Consider the following 16673-nt stretch of genomic DNA (forward strand, 5'->3'; position numbering starts at 1 on the left):
CAAAAGGAGGAGTTCAGATGATTCAGGATAAAGTCGTCATCATTACAGGAGCATCAAGCGGGATTGGGGAAGCAACCGCTAAAGAACTTGCAAAACAAGGGGCAAAACTTGTTCTTGCTGCACGCCGGGAAGATCGTTTGCAAGAACTCGTCAAAGCCGTTGAAGCAGAAGGTGGTCAAGCCGTCTATCAAGTGACGGACGTCACGGATCGCGAGCAAGTCGATGCACTCGCTAAGCTTGCGAAAGACAAGTTCGGCTCAGTTGATGTCATCGTCAATAACGCTGGATTGATGCCACTATCACACCTCCACAAGAATCAACAGGATGAATGGAATACGATGGTCGACGTCAACATCAAAGGTGTTCTCCACGGAATCGGAGCCGTCTTGCCGTACATGCGCGAACAAAAAAGCGGACATGTCATCAACATCTCGTCCGTCGCAGGTCACGAAGTCATGCCGTCAAGCGCCGTTTATAGTGGTACGAAATTCGCCGTTCGCGCCATCACGGAAGGTCTTCGTAAGGAAGAATCCGTTGACAATCACATCCGTGCAACGATCATCTCACCGGGAGCGGTCGATACAGAACTGAAGGACCATATCTCGGATGACGAGATCAAACAAGGAATTGGTGACTTAAAAGCCATCGATGCGAGCGCGATTGCGCGTGCCATCGCCTATGCCGTTAACGAACCAGAGGATGTTGCGATCAACGAGATCTTGATTCGTCCAACGGCTCAACGTTAATTATTTGTAGATTTGTAGATTTGTAGATTTGTAGACAGGACCCCTCATTAGCCAAACAGCTAACGAGGGGTCCTGTTATGTTTAGAGTAGTCGCTCCGCGATGAGCTGGTACGACTGCAATCGTTTTTCTTGATCAAAGGCATTGTTAATCAGTAAAAATTGATCCGTTTGATAACGGGTTGCTAATGCCTCAAGCTCTTGCGCAACGACATCCGGTGTTCCGACAATCGTCCGTCGGCGATCTTTACGAATCCGTTCTACTTGAACGTCATTCCAGACCTTTGCTTTTGTCGTCGTAAACGACGGAACGATCGAATTCCCGAGTCGGACGCCTTGAATCCAAGCATCTTGCGTCCGAGCGAGCCGTTCGGCCTCTTCTTGTGTCGGGGCACAGATGACGAAGACACAGACGATGACGTTCTTCCCACCTGCCTCGCGATATGTCGAGAGCGTCTCTTCCCAACGATCCGGATTGATGAAGTGACCAAAAACGAGACCACGATCTTGTTCTGCTGCAATTCGCGCACTACGTGGCGACAGACCCAAGATCGAGATCGGCGACGGTTTCCGGTCACGTGGTGTCGTCTTGACAATCCGGTATGGGTGTCGATTCGATAGACTGTCTGTTAAGAAGCCCGCCGTTTCATCGACGAGTCGACTAAACTCCGCTGCCCGGTTTTCTTCTCCATCCGTCAACGCAAGTCGTGTCCGTTCGCTCCCGCCCGGCGAATTACCGATCCCGAGTTCGATCCGCCCCGGATAAAAGGCATCGAGCGTCGCAAAGCTCTCGGCGACTTTCAGCGGATGATACTGCGGCAACAACACGCCACCTGAACCAAGCTTGATTTTTGACGTCTTCGCACCCATTCGGGCGATGAACAACTCCGGTGCCGCACTGAGCAAACCGTTCGTATTATGATGTTCGGCGAACCAGTACCGTTCGTAACCGAGTCGCTCGGCTTCTAAGACGAGTCGTTCCGTCGCTTCCATCGTCGCTTCGACCGTATCGCCCTCATGTAACGGTACTTGATCCAGTATTCCTAGTCGCATCACGCATTCCTCCTCTACCCTTTCAGTGTAAAGGGTGGAGGAACGGAGTTCAAAAACGAGGCTCAGACACGCACGAGACGATCTTCGATGATGACGCCATCTCGCATCTCGATCGTTCGGTTCGCCCGTTCGGCGAGTGCCGGATCGTGGGTGACGAACAAGACGCCGCAGCCTTTTTCTTCGTTTAATGACCGTAAGAGATTGAAGATGATTTCTCCCGTATCCGTATCGAGGTTCCCTGTCGGCTCATCGGCAAGCAACCATTTCGGTTCATGAACAAGTGCTCGGGCAACGGCGACCCGTTGTTGTTGTCCACCGGAAAGTTGCGACGGCAAACTGCCTGCTTTATCAGCAAGACCGACTTGTGCAAGTAACTGCTCGGCGCGTTCTTTTTTATCATATGGTACTTTTCGACCGAACAAAGGCGCCATGACATTCTCAAGCGCCGTCAGCGTCGGAATCAAATGAAACTGCTGGAAGATGAAGCCGATGTTCTCGAACCGGAAGTCGGATAGTTCTTTGCTGTTTAATTTGTTGATTGGTTTTCCGTCGTAATGCAACTCCCCGCTCGTCGGACGATCAAGCGTTCCGATTAGACTGAGTAACGTCGACTTTCCAGAACCTGATGGACCGATGATTGAGATGAAGTCACCTGCTTCAAGCGTCACTTCGATGTCTTGTAACGCATGTGTTTCGACACCGTCTCCCGAAAATGATTTTCCCATCTGTTTGCATTGAAATGTTCCTTCCATATGTAACCCTCCAAAATTCGTGATAACGTATAATTCAAGAATTTATTGGGAATTCCTTCTAAATGAAAGGAAATAAAAAACAGCACTCTTGAGGAACAAGAATACTGTCAAGAAACACGTGGTTGAATGGAAACGAAATTTTTACGATAGACGATCTCATACGGTAAAACGAATAATAGACAGGCAAGAGCCGTGAACTGAATCATGCTTCCGGTTGGTGGTAGCGGAGACAGCGATGCATCATGCCACGCTTCATATAGACCGATGAATAGAAATAAGACGACAGCACTCGTCGTCACGTAGATGAGTAGACGAAGGGTTAACGGATAGTGGCGAACAATCCACAACATTGGTAAACCAAAGATAAAATAGGATAACGTCATCGCAAACGTTCCGAACTGATAGACGATCTCAAAGTCGATCGTCGTCAAGAACGAATACGCTGTGAACGCTAAGAACGAAAGAATCGTCACAACAGCCGCATAACTGATCCAGCGCATACGGTTGGGCTCCTCTCCTGAATGTCGTTCCTGTTCGCGCAATCGCGACAGAAACCGAATATGTACAATTAGTGTAGGCAGTCCGATTTCATTTGTCAATTGTCTTCAGATTGACTTATTCAGTCACTAAACGATTGCACTGGAAGCGGATTCATTGAATAATGGAAAAAATGGACTAGGAAAGTGAGGTTTTACCGATGGAGGACCAATTCACGAATTTTCGTGATCGTTTTGAAGCTACTCCTGATCGCCACGAGGGTCTTTCGTATGACGAGGTCGAGTCACGACTGACGTCTTCGAAACAAGCAGCCCTCGCTTGGATGGAACAGACAGGCGGAGAGCCGAATGTCGTAACCCTTGATGGACGATTCGTCATCGTCGACACTGTCAAAGAGAGTCCGTCTGGTCGTCGAAGTGTCTGTTTGGACGAATCCGCTCGGCTTGGTCGAAAGAAAAATGCGCCTGTCGCAAGTGTCGAGTCGATGATTGAGGCGCTAGAGGTGCACCTCTTAACACCTGAACAGTATCAAACACTGCAGACGCAGTTTTCGTTTGACGAAAAAACCTCCAGTTGGCTTGCGACGCCGGACGTGATTCGTCAAAAAGGTGGCGCTTTATTCGGAGATCGTCGTTATCAGACGACGTTCATCTATCACAACGGGGCGGATTCCTATTATGCGAGCCGAGGATTTCGTGTCTGCATTGAGCTAGACTAATCCAAAAACACTCTACGATTAAAGTAGAGTGTTTTTTGTAAATTATAGGTAATAAAACCCAATTATGATATGATGGTCGATGAATAGAGGAGGTGGACGTCATATTTGTATTGGGATTGATTGTGGGTGGTCTTCTCATGTTGATCAGTTTCCGGTTATTCCGCCAGCAACAGCCGGATACGATCGCATTGTGTAAAGATATCTTCTACGTGTTCGAGGTGCAGCCGGAATATCGGTTTCGTTATATCAGTCCTTCCCTCGATGACCATATGGGGAAAGGCGTGGCAGCAGCCAGCTACATGGATCCAGACGAGTGTTTCGCGCGGATTCATCCGGAAGACATCGAAGTCTTGATGTCGAAGATTTCGGGCGACTGTGACTACGATCAGCCGTTTCGGCAACGCTGGCGGACGAATGACGGAACGTACATCTGGTTCGAAGAATATGCGACACCAATTCGTGAAAATGGACAGATCGTTGCCATCCAAGGGGTGATCCGTAACATTGACGAGCAGTTGAAATCACAACAGGCATTGCTTGATCAATACCGGATCGATGCTTTGACACGTCTTGGTAATCGCCATGCCTTCAACGAGGCTGTCCGCACGCTCGATCAAGATAAGACGACTTATGGGTTGATTCTGCTTGACTTGAATGAACTAAAAGAACTCAACGATCGGTTCGGTCACGCGGTCGGTGATGCCTTGCTTGAACAAACTGGACTTTGCATCCGCCGCTTGACAGATCATGGCTACCGGATCGGTGGCGATGAATTCGTCTTGATTGATGAGAGTCCGTCGATTGAGACGTTTGAGGGATTCGTCGAACACGTTCGCTCGACGTTCGCGACGCACGAAATCGGGCTCGCAATCGGTGCCGTTCATACAACAACAGGACGCCGTGTCGACGACGTCCTGCATGAGGCAGATGAACAGATGTATCAAGAGAAGATAAACGAACGCTTAAGTCGTCAGCATGGATTGATGCGCTTGAAGCAATAAGGTGTTAAAGCGTTCCGGTTGATCGAGATTCGCTGTATGCCCCGCTCCCTCGACTGGTAAGACGATGACGTTTGGCACATGTTCCGCAACGAACGCGGTTGCGTCGACTTCGTATGTTTCATTCGTTCCATTTAGGATGATGACCGGCAAGGTGATCGACTGCAGCATCGTTTCCGTCAGTGCCGGGAAACGGAACGTCATCAAATCCAGAACTGCCCGCGCCGTCGTTTTCCAGGCAGGACCATGCAACTGCTCGAATTGGTCGGCAATCTCCGGTGCCTGCTGTTCGAGGTTAAGGAAAAACTCCCGTTGTTCGCGCATCAGCGGTTCCATCGCTTTAGGAATGAATGGTGAAAAACCCGTGATACATACACCTTCGAGTTCGTCCGGTGGGTCGAGCGCCAGTTTCATCGCAAGCGTCGCGCCGAGCGACAACCCGAGAATCCATCCTGGACCTTCCTGTGCCATCCGTTCGCGGATGGCACGTGTTGCTTGTGATAAGTAATCCTCCGTTGCCGGCTGCGTCGTCATTCCGTGACCAGGCAGATCAATCGGAATGAACGTAAAATCATCCGCTAAAGCGGATAGCTGTGGTGCAAAGTGTGTTGCTGCCGTCCCCATTAAACCATGCAATACGTACATACGTGTCATACGGTAAACTCCTTAAATTGATGTAGTGTCAATATCGCGTTTGCGATGACGTCCGGACGATCGCGATGCATCAGGTGCGATGTTCCCGGAACGAACGTCACGTTCGCCTGATAGGATAGATTCGCCTGTCGCTGAATCAATTCCTGCCATTTCTCTTCCATCCGCTCCAGTTCGTCTTTTGGAAAACCAGCAGCAATCATCGTCTCGATTGACTGCGCTTTGTCCCGTCCAAGAACGGTCAACGGAACACCGAGATCGCGCATGCGTGGTTGAAGATCTTTCGCATCAGCTTTCCACTGCGAGATGATCGCATGCATCGACCGGTAATACGCCGGGTTCCAATCCGTGCGGTCATCCCCGTCCGGGAAACGGTCACGTAAATCAGTTGCTTTTGATAGTTCTTCGAACCGATCGATCCAGACAGCGTCATCCCCTTCTCGGTCGAGCACTGGTGTATCAAGCTGATCGAGTTCTGCTAAATCAATGGACGTCGCATCCACGAGGACGAGACCGGCGACGCGTTCTGGATGATGTAAAGCAAAAGCTTGAGCGACGAGTCCACCATAGGAATGACCGACGAGTGTGACTGGAGTCGTGATATCTATCACGTTAAGGAACTGGTCGATTTGGCGTAAGATGCCAGTCGTCCCGTCGATGTAATCATTCGACCATTCGTGCGGATGAAAGCTGACGACGCGGTAGTCCGGTGTCAGTTTAGTCAGAATGTCCGCCCAGTCCTGATACGTCCCACCGAGCGAGGGTAGGAGTAACAACGGTCGACCTGTCGAACCGTCATCATAATACGTCACTTGTTTTCCCTGATGTTGCATAATTCGTTCCATTATAATCACTCCTCTATACTTTGAAAGATGGTGTTTACCTTGATTCGTGCTTTATTGTTTGATTTAGACGAGACGTTACATGACCGGTCCGGTTCTCTTCCCTGTTTCCTTCGGGATCAGCATCAACGTTTTAGTGAAGTTGCGCATGTTCCGATCGACGACTACATCACGACGTTCTTATTGCTTGATCAAGACGGTCGGGTCTGGAAGGACGTCGTCTATGCCGAAATGATTCGTCGCTTCGAATTGTCGCTTTCTGTTGAAGTACTGCTACATGACTACATGACGCGTTACCCGATCTTCGCCCGGAGCTTTCCGGGAGTCGACACCTTTTTTGCGCAATTACCGCCTGAGCTACCCATCGGCTTACTGTCGAACGGTCGGACGACGTTCCAACGTGCCGTCTGTGACGCCATCGGACTGTCTCCCTCCTTTACGCAGATTGGGATTTCGGAACAAGAAGGCGTCCGTAAACCGGTTCCGATATTTTTCTTGCGCTTAACGGACCGTTTAGGTGTTCGCCCGGACGAAGTCCTTTATGTCGGCGACAATTACGACCACGACATCTTACCGGCACGCGCCCTCGGCATGCAGGCGATTTGGAAGCGCACAGGCGATGTTCCATTGACCGACACCCAATTTTCGGACTGGCGCCAGTTACCTGCTCCACTCCAAGACCTGATACGAAAGGAGAACCAGCCATGACGGAACAGATTCGCCGTTTCCAACCTGACGATTTTGAGCAGATTCATCGATTGAACGCATTAGAAGGGTGGCAGGATCTCGTTGCTGATCAAGAGCGGACCCGCAACGCGTGGATGAATGCGAATGCCGCTTTCGTCCTTGAGTCTGACGGAGAAATCCTTGCCTATGTCCGCGCTTTAACGGACGGTTCAGTGACGACGTTCGTCTGTGAGCTCCTCGTCAGCCGAAACGCACGCAAGCGTGGGTACGGACAACAGTTACTCGATCACTTGCAACTCACCAATCCGACGCGGATCGATCTCCTGGCAACCCGTCAATCTGCTTCCTTTTATGAACAACAAGAATTTCGTGCTTTCCATGGTTTCCGTAAATTACGATGAAGCCAACGACTTCGAATAACTCGTGCTCGTTACGCTGTAGCCCATCGCGTTATAAAAGTGATGGGCTGCTTCGCGTTCTGGTCGATTACCACTGTTCAGCAAGACGGCAGTTGCTCCTCTTTCGTGCGCCCAGTCTTCCGCTACTTGGATCAAGTGGCGACCAATTCCCCGCCGACGATGTTTTGCGTTGACGACGAACGCGACGATTCGGACATAGGTCGTATCATGCTCGAACGCTTGCGCCTGAAACAGACCGACGCAGCCGAGAAGGATGTCGTCGTCTTCTAGCACAAGCAAGTCATAATCCGGATGACGGGTGACCCGCGAAAATCGTTCGTGTAAGACGTCCTCTCTTGCCGGATAACCAAGTTGCGTCATCAATCCGACCAATTGCGGTAGATCGTCTGTTGTCCAAGACCGGATGTTCATATTTCTCTACCTCCTTATCGTGTGGGCGACAGAATCATCACCCGTTCCCGACCTTCTTCCTCACCGACGACCAGCACGTGCTCAGATACCGGATCGTCCTTGACTTGATAGACGGTAAACGCATCGAGGTTCGACGCAAAATCAGATGTGTCCTGTTCTAGTTTCGTATCTGTCAAAACATCATCCGTGACGCCAAGTCGTTTCCCTCTCAGCTGTTGCCAGTCTGAATTCGTGATTTTTTTTGCTACCGTGTACAACTGTTCATCATAATACATGCCGACCACCATCGATTGCGACGATTGCTCGGGAACGGTCTCATGCAAGGAACTAAAGCCGATGATTGTCAGACCGGCAGCGAGACAAGCAGCTTGTAACGAGCGCCGGCGCCGTTTCGCTTTGCGGATACCTTGCATTGTCCGTTGCCTGACGGATGACGGTACGTCGATCAAGATTTTTGGCTCGTGATTCATAGACTCATCCCCTTCTGTCGTCGTACTTTCTCGAGTGCGCGGTACAACGTGCTTTTGATCGTACTCAGTGGCACATTGAAGGTTTGCGCAATCTCTTGCAATGACAAATCTTCTTCATACCGGAAGTAGACGATTGATCGCTCGGTCGGCTCGAGGACATCCAGTAAATCGTCCAAGTACAAGCGATCGACGAGACGCTCTTCAAACGACGTCGTTTGACTGGGTTCGATCGCGAGCGGCTGAAACGACGCTCGATGTTGCTGGAAAGCGCAATTCATCGTGATGCGCGTCAACCACGTCTTAAAATACGAAGCATCCCGTAAACTCTTTCGCCCACGCCATGCCCGGTACGCGACCTCTTGGACATTCTCAAGCGCTGCCGCCTCCTCTTTCAGATAAATGAAGGAAATACGGTACACATAGTCTTCTTCTGCGAATAAAGCTGCTTCAAAAGCAGCGTCGGATAATGCTGCACCTGACTTTCGAAACACATCGGCATCCTCCTTTTTTACAATCACTCCCCTATTAGATACGCGACACGATTAAAAAGTTTCATTTTTTTCAAATTTTTCTTATAATTCCCTTTTCTTGCATGAATGAATTCGATAGGATGGGAAGCAGAGAGGGTGATGAACGTGTACAAGAAACTCATTGCTTTACCGGAGCTTACGCATCTCGAAGGGGCAGTCTCCATTCACCAGCAAGGTGAACAAATCTTTAGTCATGCTGACGGATTCGCGCATCGGGGCTACCGTGTATTGAATAAAGAAATGACACGATTCGGAATTGCCTCAGGTGCGAAACTCTTCACGGCGGTCGCCATCTTGCGATTAGTCGAGGTAGGAAAGGTTACACTCGACGAACGCGTCGCGACGATTCTACCGGACATAGGAATCGATCTAGACGGTGTGACCGTGCATCATCTGTTAACCCATACGTCAGGCATCGGTGATTATTTTGACGAAGCGACGATGACCGATTTCGAGGAGGTTTTTCAAGATTTCCCGATGTACCGTTTGCGTCGTCCCATCGATTTTTTACCGTTGTTTCAGGGCCAAAAAAGACAGTTCACTGCGGGCGAACGTTTTCAATACAACAATGCGGGATACATCCTGCTCGGTCTCGTGATCGAACAATTGACGAAACAAGCCTTCGCGGATTACGTGACGAACGAATTATTCGCTCGTGCGCAAATGACACAGTCTGGTTACTTCCGACTCGACTCCCTACCGGCAGATACAGCCACCGGTCATATCGAGAATAAAGACGGTACGTGGCGAACGAACCACTATGCGTTACCGATCATTGGCGGACCAGATGGCGGCGCCTTCCTCACAGCATCAGATATGGAACGTTTCTGGCGAAGTCTTCTGACGCATCAGTTGCTGTCTGAATCGATGACCGCACAACTGTTTCATCCCCACGTCAAAGTCAACGATGTTGCGTCTTATGGTTACGGCGTCTGGCTAAAACGACTCGATGCCTTGCACGAGAAGTGGCACATCATGGGTTACGACCCGGGTGTCAGCTTTCATTCCGCCTATTATCCACAATCGGAAACGATCGTCACCGTCTTATCGAATACGTCTGACGGAGCCTACACGCTCGTTCAGGCTATCGAACAACTTTTACTTGAGAAAGGAATCCATACATGAACCTTTATATCGCTTCTCGCTTTGATCACACGTTGACCGTCCGCTGGCTCCGCGATGAACTCCGCTTGCGTGGACACGATTTAACATATGACTGGACGATGAACAATCGGGCAGAGGATCCCGAAGCATTACGAAAGATTGGTCTTGCTGAATTCGAAGCCGTACAACAAGCGGACGCCTTCGTGCTCGTGTTACCAGCAGGAAAAAGTAGCCACGTCGAACTCGGGATTGCGCTCGCGACGAATCGTCCGATTTACTTATGCATGCCGGATGCGACCTACTTCACCGGACCATTGGCCAGTACGTTTTATCATATCGGACGGACGACCCCTTGCTTCGGAGCGAAAGAAGATTGGCTCGCGCAGATTCTCGCCGATCGCTTACCGGAAGAACAACTGACGTCATGAGGACCGTCCTGTTGACGATTGGACCGACCCATGCCGGGAAAACGACGTTCGCACGACAGCTTGCTCAACGTCTACCAGCAAGCCTTGTCATCGATCAGGATCTTCAAGCACGCTTTTTGCTCGAACATTATCCGGACCTCGTTCCAACAGAAGGACCGAATCAGATCAAACATGACTTGACGGGATGGTTGATCGAACAGGCAATCACGTCTTCCGTCGAGACGATTATCTTATGTAATGCCAACACCTCGCGGATTGGTCGGAAACAATTATTAGATCCATTCTCTCGTTCGACGTTCCGCTCGATCCTCGTCTGGTTCGATTTACCCGAAGTGACAATTGCAGACCGACTGACTCACTCCAAACGCGATGGACGAGAGATTCGTGGCGACTCGTCGTACCACGACATCTATCAGCGGCAACGAATCGAGCCGCCAGTTTCCAGTGAAGCGGACAAAATCGTTCGTCTTCGTTCGACGGAAGACGTTGACACATTCCTCGACCATGTCACGGATCCGTCGCTTGATGCTCTTTTCGATGAGATGTTGACTGATTGAAGAACATGACAATCGCGTGTAAAGCACCCGCATGAGATTCGACCTTCTTTCGGTATTTTGATCGTCGCCTCCCGTCTCGCAGCAATGACCACCCGCTTCTTCATAAACGCATTCAAAAAGACCAGCGAATATGTAACCGATTACAAAAGAAAGAAGGAACACTCATGTCTGAAGAACAACGACTGACTGGTGGAAATGTCTCTGCTGTCTATCAAAAAGGTGAGCATGTCTATCGCTCACAAAAGGAGAACAGCAACAACGTCCAACGGTTATTATGCCACTTAGAAGCTAAACGTCTATCCGGTGTTCCGCGTTTCGTCGGCATCGACGAACAAAATCGAGAGATCCTGACCTTCCTCCCTGGCGAAACGGCCGATTATCCGCTAAAAGCATACATGTGGCATGACGACATATTAGACGATGTTGCGCATCTGATGCGCCAGTATCATGACGCGACAGTCGACTTCGACGTCTCACCGGACTGGGCACCGTTGCTCAATACACCGACTCCACACGAAGTCATCTGCCACAACGATTTTGCCGTCTACAATACGATTTTTCAGAATCAAAAACTGAGTGGCGTGATTGACTTTGACCTCGCAGCACCCGGTCCACGTGCTTGGGACATCGTCTACACGCTCTATACGTTCGTTCCGCTTAGCAGCAGACGACAAGCACCTGACGGATCCGTTCTTGCTTATTCACCGGAGCAAGATGACACACGTTTCGCCAAGCGAGTGAGTCGGTTCCTTGATGCGTATGGCTATGAAGGACCGCGTTCCGAACTGCGATCCATGTTATTGTTGCGCATCGAAGTCCTGTATCTGTTGATTGATCAAAGAGCTGCGGAAGGTGATGCTGCCTTCATCAAGATGAAAGAAGAGGGTCACGACACACATTACCGCGCGGAATACCGTTTCATCGCGGAACATGGGGAGAAGTGGTTTACCAATGCAAATAACTTAAGCTAACACATACTAAAGGAGCGTCACACTTCACGATAAAACCGTGTAAGTTCACGCTCCTTTTCGTCTGTCTTCATTCTCGCGTCTCGTGCGCCATCAACATAACGGTCACGATTGCTCCTTGATCTGGATGATTCTTAATCGTCAACTCACCGTCATGTAAATCGATGATTCGTTTAACGATTGATAAACCAAGACCATGTCCTTCATTCGCTCGTGACTGTTCGCCCTGATAAAAGCGATCGAAAACGTACGGTAAGTCCTGTTCCGCGATTCCTGGTCCTTCATCGCGAATCGTGACACGAATGTTCTTTCCTTCATGCAAAGTCACTTCTAACACTCCCGATTCTGGCGAATAACGAATCGCGTTCTCCAGCAGATTGAGCCAGACGTGCTGCATCAGTTCCTCTTCCCACTCGACGGACACTTCCGGTAAATCGAGCTCCAGTCGAAGTGATTTCTCCGTCCATTGTCGTTCCAGTAACAAAAGACTCGTCCGAAGTTGTTCGTCGAGGCGATACCGTTTCCGCTCGATGATCGTCTGATGATCAAGCCGCGACAAGCGGACCAGATTCGAAGTCAAGCGTGATAGACGGGTGCTCTCTTGCTCCATGATCGTCAAGTACTGCTGCCGTTTATTCAGATTTTCTTCTGTCTGTAACAACCTAGAAAATCCTTGAATCGAAGCAATCGGTGTCTTCAGCTCATGCGAGATCGAGGCGACGAGATCCTTTGCAAGATGGTCGTTTCGTCGCAGTGCTTCGGTCATGTGGTTGAAGTTTTCAACGAGGAGCGCGACCTCATCATTTCCGCCTTCCGTGATCGAGACATCATAGTTCCCGTTCGTCACTTCAATTGCCGCTTCACTGATGCGACGAATCCGTCGTGTCACGAGCGTGACGGCGAGCCAGGTCAGGATGAAGGCGACGCCGATCGTGATTGCGATACCGATCCCAGCTGACGCTCGTAATCCGTCAAGGATCCGTTGCCCGGCAATCGGTGTCGAAACGAGATATCCTGTCTCCATCTGACGGATATATCGCGACGGTTCGATCCATGTTCCATCGATCGTGATCTCACCCTTTTGCTGTAACTGGTTACGTTCTGACGCCGATAATGACTGTACTTGATTGAGCGACGTGTATTGTGTCGTTTGAATCAAAGACTGATCCATGTATTGACTCGCTTCAGCGAACGACAGGTTTTGGTCTTGCATCAATCGTTCAATCTGATCCGTTCGTTGTTGCAATTGATTATTCAGATCTTGATCGATTTCTTGGAACTGGAACCAGACCGTCATGATGAAAGGTAACAGCAGTGGAAGTAACAACAAACCGAATAGGATGACGAAAAAGCGACCGGAGATCGAGCGGATGAAGCGCTTCACTGGATCACTCCTTTATAACCGAGTCCCCAGACCGTCTCGATCGTAAAATCATCATAAGTGCTGAACTTGTCACGCAATCGCTTGATGTGGACATCGACCGTCCGACTGTCGGTCTCGACATCATATCCCCAAATCTCGTCCATCAACTGCTGACGTGTAAAAATCTGCTTCGGATGTGCCAACAAGCGATAGAGCAGTTGAAACTCCTTCTGTGGCAACGGTATCTCACCACGAGGCGTTACGACCGTCGCATCCGTCATCCGTAGTTGCAGGGAATTAACGATTAATTCTTGTGCTGCTACGATCTTTGACCGGCGTAACAGCGCTCGGATCCGCAGTAAGAGCTCGTCCAAATCAACTGGCTTGACCATATAATCATCGGCACCGGTCGTGAATCCGGATTCCTTATCCTGAAAGGAATCCAGCACTGTCAACATCAAGACAGGTTGTTCGTACCCGAATTCACGCAGCAGTTCAACCAGTTCAATCCCTGAAACGTGCGGCATCATCACATCCGTCACGACGAGGTCGACGTGTTTCTGATCGAGTTGATCGAGGGCGTCTTTTCCGTCTCTCGCTTCAATCACCGTAAAGCCGGCGGACCGGAGTGTCTCACCTAATAGTAGACGGACATTCCGGTCATCTTCGGCAATCAAAATCGTTACCATCGTCCTCCTCCTTCACTTAAACATTTCGTAAGGCTTCGATCGGATTCAAACGGGACGCCTTTCGCGCTGGCATATAACCGAACAAGACGCCGACACCGATCGAAAATCCGGCGGCAAGCAGAATCGTGCTCACGGAGAGTGTAAACGGTGTACTAATCATCAAACTGACGCCAAATGCGAGCATCGCTCCGACAAGAATCCCGATCAGTCCACCCATCAAGGACAGCAAGATCGATTCCAAGAGGAACTGTAGGCGGATCGTACGTGGTTTCGCACCGAGTGCTTTTCGCAAGCCAATCTCCGTCGTCCGTTCTGTGACCGAGACGAGCATCATGTTCATGATACCGATTCCGCCGACGATCAAGGAAATCGACGCAATACCCGTCAACAGGAGCGAGAGCATCGTATTGATTTGGTCAATCGAATCGAGTGCTTCATCCAAGCTGACGACGTCATACGTATCGTCGCGTCCGTTATAGAATTGATACACCTTTGCCGAGACATCCCGTTTGACGGTCGCGACGTCTGCCGCGTCCGTCTTGAAGACATCCACTTGCTTAACGGCTGTCACCCCAAGCGTCCGCAGGGCTGTCGTATAGGGAATGACGATTTGATCGCCATCCGCGTCACTGACACCGACGATCCGGTAATCGAGTCCATCGAGCTTGATCGTCTTACCGATCGCGACCTGACCCGGATAGAGCGTCCGGGCGACGGACGGACTGACGACGGCGACATGCGTCTGTTGTTTCACATCACTGATGACGATACCACGTCCTTGCGGGACATCTTCTGATTCCCGGTAATAGATGTGGTTTCGTCCTTCGATCGTCACTTGGTCGAGCGTGTGATTTTCGACACGGACGTCCCGGACCGTCGAAACGGTCGGTGAGACACCGCGTGTTCCTTTAATCGTGTTTAACTCTTCCAGTTGTGCAGGTGATAATCCTTCTTTCAACGGTGTCTCTGTCGTTTGGACCGTTAATTTATTGGCACCGAACGACGCGACCTCTTCGTTGATTGAGGCCGTCGCGCCGTTGACGATCGAAATCAAGGCGATGATCGATGCGACACCGATGATGACACCAAGCGTCGTCAAGAACGACCGCATCTTATGATGCCAGATATTCGACCATGCCATCCGTAACGTTTCGCGAATCATGTCGTCACCTCCGTCACCTGACCATCCTCGATCCGGATGATCCGGCGGGCTTGCTTAGCAATATTGACATCGTGTGTGATCATGATGATCGTCTTCCCTTCCTCTGAGAGGCTCTCGAACAACTCCATGATTTGTTTCCCTGTCTTTTGATCGAGCGCTCCGGTCGGCTCATCGGCGAGTAAGATCGTCGGTCGCGTCACGAGCGCCCGGGCAATCGCAACCCGTTGTTGTTGACCACCGGACAGTTGACTTGGTAAGGCATCGGCTTTATCTGTCAATCCGACACGTTCCAGGAGCTCAAGCGATCGTGCGCGGCGCTCTTTGCGCGAGACGCCGGCATAGATGAGCGGTAATTCGACGTTTTGTAGGACGCTCATGCGCGGTAGCAACTGGAACTGTTGAAAGATGAAGCCAATTTCTTCATTGCGGATCGTCGCTAGCTGATCCTCGGATAGATCGTGGACGAGCTGCTCCTGCAAGCGATAGACGCCGTTTGAAGCGACATCGAGGCATCCGATGATGTTCATCAGCGTTGATTTTCCTGAACCCGAAGGTCCGAGGATCGTCACATATTCACCAGCCTCGATCGTCAGCGATACTCGATCGAGGACGATGTGACGATTGGTTCCTTCGCCGTAAGATTTTTGGATTTCTTGCAAGTCAACGACCGGCATCAGGACGCACCTCCTGGTGGGGTCGGAAGAAGACCGGAACCACCGTCTTCACTCGGCAGGAAGACTTCGTCTCCGGCGGACAATCCGTACTTGATTTCAATATCCTGTCCGTCCGTCACGCCCGTCTCGATGTATTGACGAGTCGTTTCCCCGTCTTTTTTCACATACACATACGGACGATCCGACTTCGAATACGAAATGACATCGAGCGATAAGACAGGTACATCTTGTGCGAGTTGATATGGTAAACGTCCCTCGACCGTCATGCCGGGTAACCAGTTTGACGAGCTCGGTATCGATACCTTTGCATTGAAATACGTACTTCCATTTTCCGTCACAGCTTCCGGACTAATCGATTCGACCTTCCCGTTGATGGTTTTATCAGATGCATCCGTCTGTAGTTCAATCGCATCTTCAACTTTAATCCGTTCGATATCTTGTTCATCAATTTTCAGACGAGCGATCAACTCTTTGTTGTCTGCAACAACGAAGAGGACGGTATTCGGGGCATAGGCTTCGCCTTCCGCGACGTCAAGACGAACGAGTTGTCCGGAGCGAGGTGCCTTTACATCTTCTCCTCCTTCGACGCTGATGATCGTTTGACCTGATTTGACGGTATCCCCTTCTTCAAAGCGAACGTCGGTGACGCGGACATCACGATCACTGATGACCGTCTGTCGATCTTTCGCTTCAAGCGTGCCTGAAAAGTAGAAGAATGTTTTTAATGTCTTCGACTCGACGACCTCCTTCGTTCCTTGTGCTTCTCCTCGTCCTAAAAAGAGCGTGGAACCGATTAATAGGAGTACCAGGATGACCCCTCCACTGATCCATAACCATTTCTTGCGTGTTCGTTTCATGTTAAATGCCTCCCTTGATTGGTGTTAATCCGATCATAAGGAGAAGTTATGAACCAACTATGAACAAATGTAAAAAAAGTGGTTGGGTCAGAAATAAAA

Annotated in this window: 22 protein-coding genes; 9 read left to right on the top strand and 13 right to left on the bottom strand. The window is 50.2% G+C overall.

The window, feature by feature from the left end:
- Window positions 1-17: 17 nt before the first annotated feature.
- Window positions 18-746, top strand: coding sequence for an SDR family oxidoreductase (locus tag KNQ11_RS05135; RefSeq protein ID WP_023468374.1), 729 nt, complete (start codon window positions 18-20; stop codon window positions 744-746).
- Window positions 747-827: 81 nt separating this feature from the next.
- On the opposite strand, the gene KNQ11_RS05140 is transcribed toward KNQ11_RS05135, so the two are convergent.
- The 3 genes from KNQ11_RS05140 to KNQ11_RS05150 all read right to left on the bottom strand — a co-directional run bounded on the left by KNQ11_RS05140 (window position 828) and on the right by KNQ11_RS05150 (window position 3048).
- Complete coding sequence (locus tag KNQ11_RS05140) at window positions 828-1796, bottom strand: LLM class flavin-dependent oxidoreductase (protein WP_214770179.1); 969 nt, start codon at window positions 1794-1796, stop codon at window positions 828-830.
- Window positions 1797-1858: 62 nt separating this feature from the next.
- Window positions 1859-2548, bottom strand: a complete 690-nt coding sequence (locus KNQ11_RS05145) for an ABC transporter ATP-binding protein (RefSeq protein WP_023468376.1) — start codon at window positions 2546-2548, stop codon at window positions 1859-1861.
- 107 nt (window positions 2549-2655) lie between these two features.
- Window positions 2656-3048 (bottom strand): hypothetical protein, encoded by a 393-nt coding sequence (locus KNQ11_RS05150; protein WP_064299842.1) that lies wholly within the window; start codon window positions 3046-3048, stop codon window positions 2656-2658.
- Between the two features lie 197 nt (window positions 3049-3245).
- On the opposite strand from KNQ11_RS05150, the gene KNQ11_RS05155 reads away from it, so the two are divergent.
- A complete protein-coding gene (locus KNQ11_RS05155; protein WP_214745859.1) occupies window positions 3246-3764 on the top strand; it encodes a DUF4256 domain-containing protein in 519 nt (172 codons plus the stop codon).
- A 137-nt stretch (window positions 3765-3901) separates the two neighbouring features.
- Window positions 3902-4765 carry a sensor domain-containing diguanylate cyclase gene (locus KNQ11_RS05160; protein WP_214770182.1) on the top strand — a complete coding sequence of 288 codons (864 nt, stop codon included), beginning with the start codon at window positions 3902-3904 and terminating at the stop codon, window positions 4763-4765.
- On the opposite strand, the gene KNQ11_RS05165 is transcribed toward KNQ11_RS05160, so the two are convergent.
- Window positions 4727-5416, bottom strand: a complete 690-nt coding sequence (locus KNQ11_RS05165) for an alpha/beta fold hydrolase (RefSeq protein ID WP_214770185.1) — start codon at window positions 5414-5416, stop codon at window positions 4727-4729. The two genes, KNQ11_RS05160 and KNQ11_RS05165, sit on opposite strands and share 39 nt — an antisense overlap.
- On the bottom strand, window positions 5413-6258 hold the full coding sequence (locus tag KNQ11_RS05170) for an alpha/beta fold hydrolase (protein WP_214770188.1): 846 nt from the start codon (window positions 6256-6258) through the stop codon (window positions 5413-5415). The genes KNQ11_RS05165 and KNQ11_RS05170 overlap by 4 nt, the downstream gene beginning before the upstream one ends.
- A gap of 39 nt (window positions 6259-6297) precedes the next feature.
- On the opposite strand from KNQ11_RS05170, the gene KNQ11_RS05175 reads away from it, so the two are divergent.
- Entirely contained in the window at window positions 6298-6963 is a 666-nt protein-coding gene (locus tag KNQ11_RS05175) for an HAD family hydrolase (RefSeq protein ID WP_214770191.1), read from the top strand.
- Window positions 6960-7343 carry a GNAT family N-acetyltransferase gene (locus KNQ11_RS05180; RefSeq protein ID WP_214770193.1) on the top strand — a complete coding sequence of 128 codons (384 nt, stop codon included), beginning with the start codon at window positions 6960-6962 and terminating at the stop codon, window positions 7341-7343. The genes KNQ11_RS05175 and KNQ11_RS05180 overlap by 4 nt, the downstream gene beginning before the upstream one ends.
- Here KNQ11_RS05180 and KNQ11_RS05185 read toward each other — a convergent pair.
- From KNQ11_RS05185 to KNQ11_RS05195, 3 genes are read right to left on the bottom strand one after another with little or no spacing between them, the layout of a single operon-like run.
- Window positions 7335-7772, bottom strand: coding sequence for a GNAT family N-acetyltransferase (locus KNQ11_RS05185; RefSeq protein WP_214770196.1), 438 nt, complete (start codon window positions 7770-7772; stop codon window positions 7335-7337). The genes KNQ11_RS05180 and KNQ11_RS05185 overlap by 9 nt on opposite strands.
- Before the next feature lie 14 nt (window positions 7773-7786).
- On the bottom strand, window positions 7787-8242 hold the full coding sequence (locus KNQ11_RS05190) for a hypothetical protein (RefSeq protein WP_149427404.1): 456 nt from the start codon (window positions 8240-8242) through the stop codon (window positions 7787-7789).
- Entirely contained in the window at window positions 8239-8733 is a 495-nt protein-coding gene (locus KNQ11_RS05195; RefSeq protein WP_058713127.1) for a sigma-70 family RNA polymerase sigma factor, read from the bottom strand. Before KNQ11_RS05195 ends, KNQ11_RS05190 begins: the two co-directional genes overlap by 4 nt.
- A 144-nt stretch (window positions 8734-8877) precedes the next feature.
- Here KNQ11_RS05195 and KNQ11_RS05200 point away from each other — a divergent pair, with 144 nt between their 5' ends.
- From KNQ11_RS05200 to KNQ11_RS05215, 4 genes are all read left to right on the top strand, one after another.
- Window positions 8878-9897 carry a serine hydrolase domain-containing protein gene (locus KNQ11_RS05200; RefSeq protein ID WP_353049811.1) on the top strand — a complete coding sequence of 340 codons (1020 nt, stop codon included), beginning with the start codon at window positions 8878-8880 and terminating at the stop codon, window positions 9895-9897.
- Entirely contained in the window at window positions 9894-10304 is a 411-nt protein-coding gene (locus KNQ11_RS05205; RefSeq protein ID WP_214770199.1) for a group-specific protein, read from the top strand. The genes KNQ11_RS05200 and KNQ11_RS05205 overlap by 4 nt, the downstream gene beginning before the upstream one ends.
- A complete protein-coding gene (locus tag KNQ11_RS05210; protein ID WP_214770201.1) occupies window positions 10301-10861 on the top strand; it encodes an ATP-binding protein in 561 nt (186 codons plus the stop codon). Before KNQ11_RS05205 ends, KNQ11_RS05210 begins: the two co-directional genes overlap by 4 nt.
- Window positions 10862-11025: 164 nt before the next feature.
- On the top strand, window positions 11026-11832 hold the full coding sequence (locus KNQ11_RS05215) for a phosphotransferase (protein WP_214770204.1): 807 nt from the start codon (window positions 11026-11028) through the stop codon (window positions 11830-11832).
- 67 nt (window positions 11833-11899) lie between these two features.
- Here the strand turns inward: KNQ11_RS05215 and KNQ11_RS05220 are convergent, their stop codons facing one another.
- The 5 genes from KNQ11_RS05220 to KNQ11_RS05240 are packed head-to-tail and all read right to left on the bottom strand — an operon-like array spanning window position 11900 to window position 16574.
- On the bottom strand, window positions 11900-13213 hold the full coding sequence (locus tag KNQ11_RS05220; protein WP_214770207.1) for a HAMP domain-containing sensor histidine kinase: 1314 nt from the start codon (window positions 13211-13213) through the stop codon (window positions 11900-11902).
- Window positions 13210-13881 (bottom strand): response regulator transcription factor, encoded by a 672-nt coding sequence (locus tag KNQ11_RS05225; protein ID WP_214770210.1) that lies wholly within the window; start codon window positions 13879-13881, stop codon window positions 13210-13212. The genes KNQ11_RS05220 and KNQ11_RS05225 overlap by 4 nt, the downstream gene beginning before the upstream one ends.
- A 16-nt stretch (window positions 13882-13897) precedes the next feature.
- The gene (locus KNQ11_RS05230; protein WP_214770212.1) at window positions 13898-15043 is read right to left on the bottom strand and encodes an ABC transporter permease; all 1146 of its coding nucleotides are present in this window, start codon (window positions 15041-15043) and stop codon (window positions 13898-13900) included.
- A complete protein-coding gene (locus tag KNQ11_RS05235; RefSeq protein ID WP_133207334.1) occupies window positions 15040-15717 on the bottom strand; it encodes an ABC transporter ATP-binding protein in 678 nt (225 codons plus the stop codon). The genes KNQ11_RS05230 and KNQ11_RS05235 overlap by 4 nt, the downstream gene beginning before the upstream one ends.
- Window positions 15717-16574, bottom strand: a complete 858-nt coding sequence (locus KNQ11_RS05240) for an efflux RND transporter periplasmic adaptor subunit (protein ID WP_214770215.1) — start codon at window positions 16572-16574, stop codon at window positions 15717-15719. The genes KNQ11_RS05235 and KNQ11_RS05240 overlap by 1 nt, the downstream gene beginning before the upstream one ends.
- Window positions 16575-16673 lie beyond the last annotated feature (99 nt).

The sequence above is a fragment of the Exiguobacterium sp. s39 genome (assembly GCF_018618925.1).
GTDB classification, from domain to species: Bacteria; Bacillota; Bacilli; order Exiguobacteriales; family Exiguobacteriaceae; genus Exiguobacterium_A; species Exiguobacterium_A abrahamii.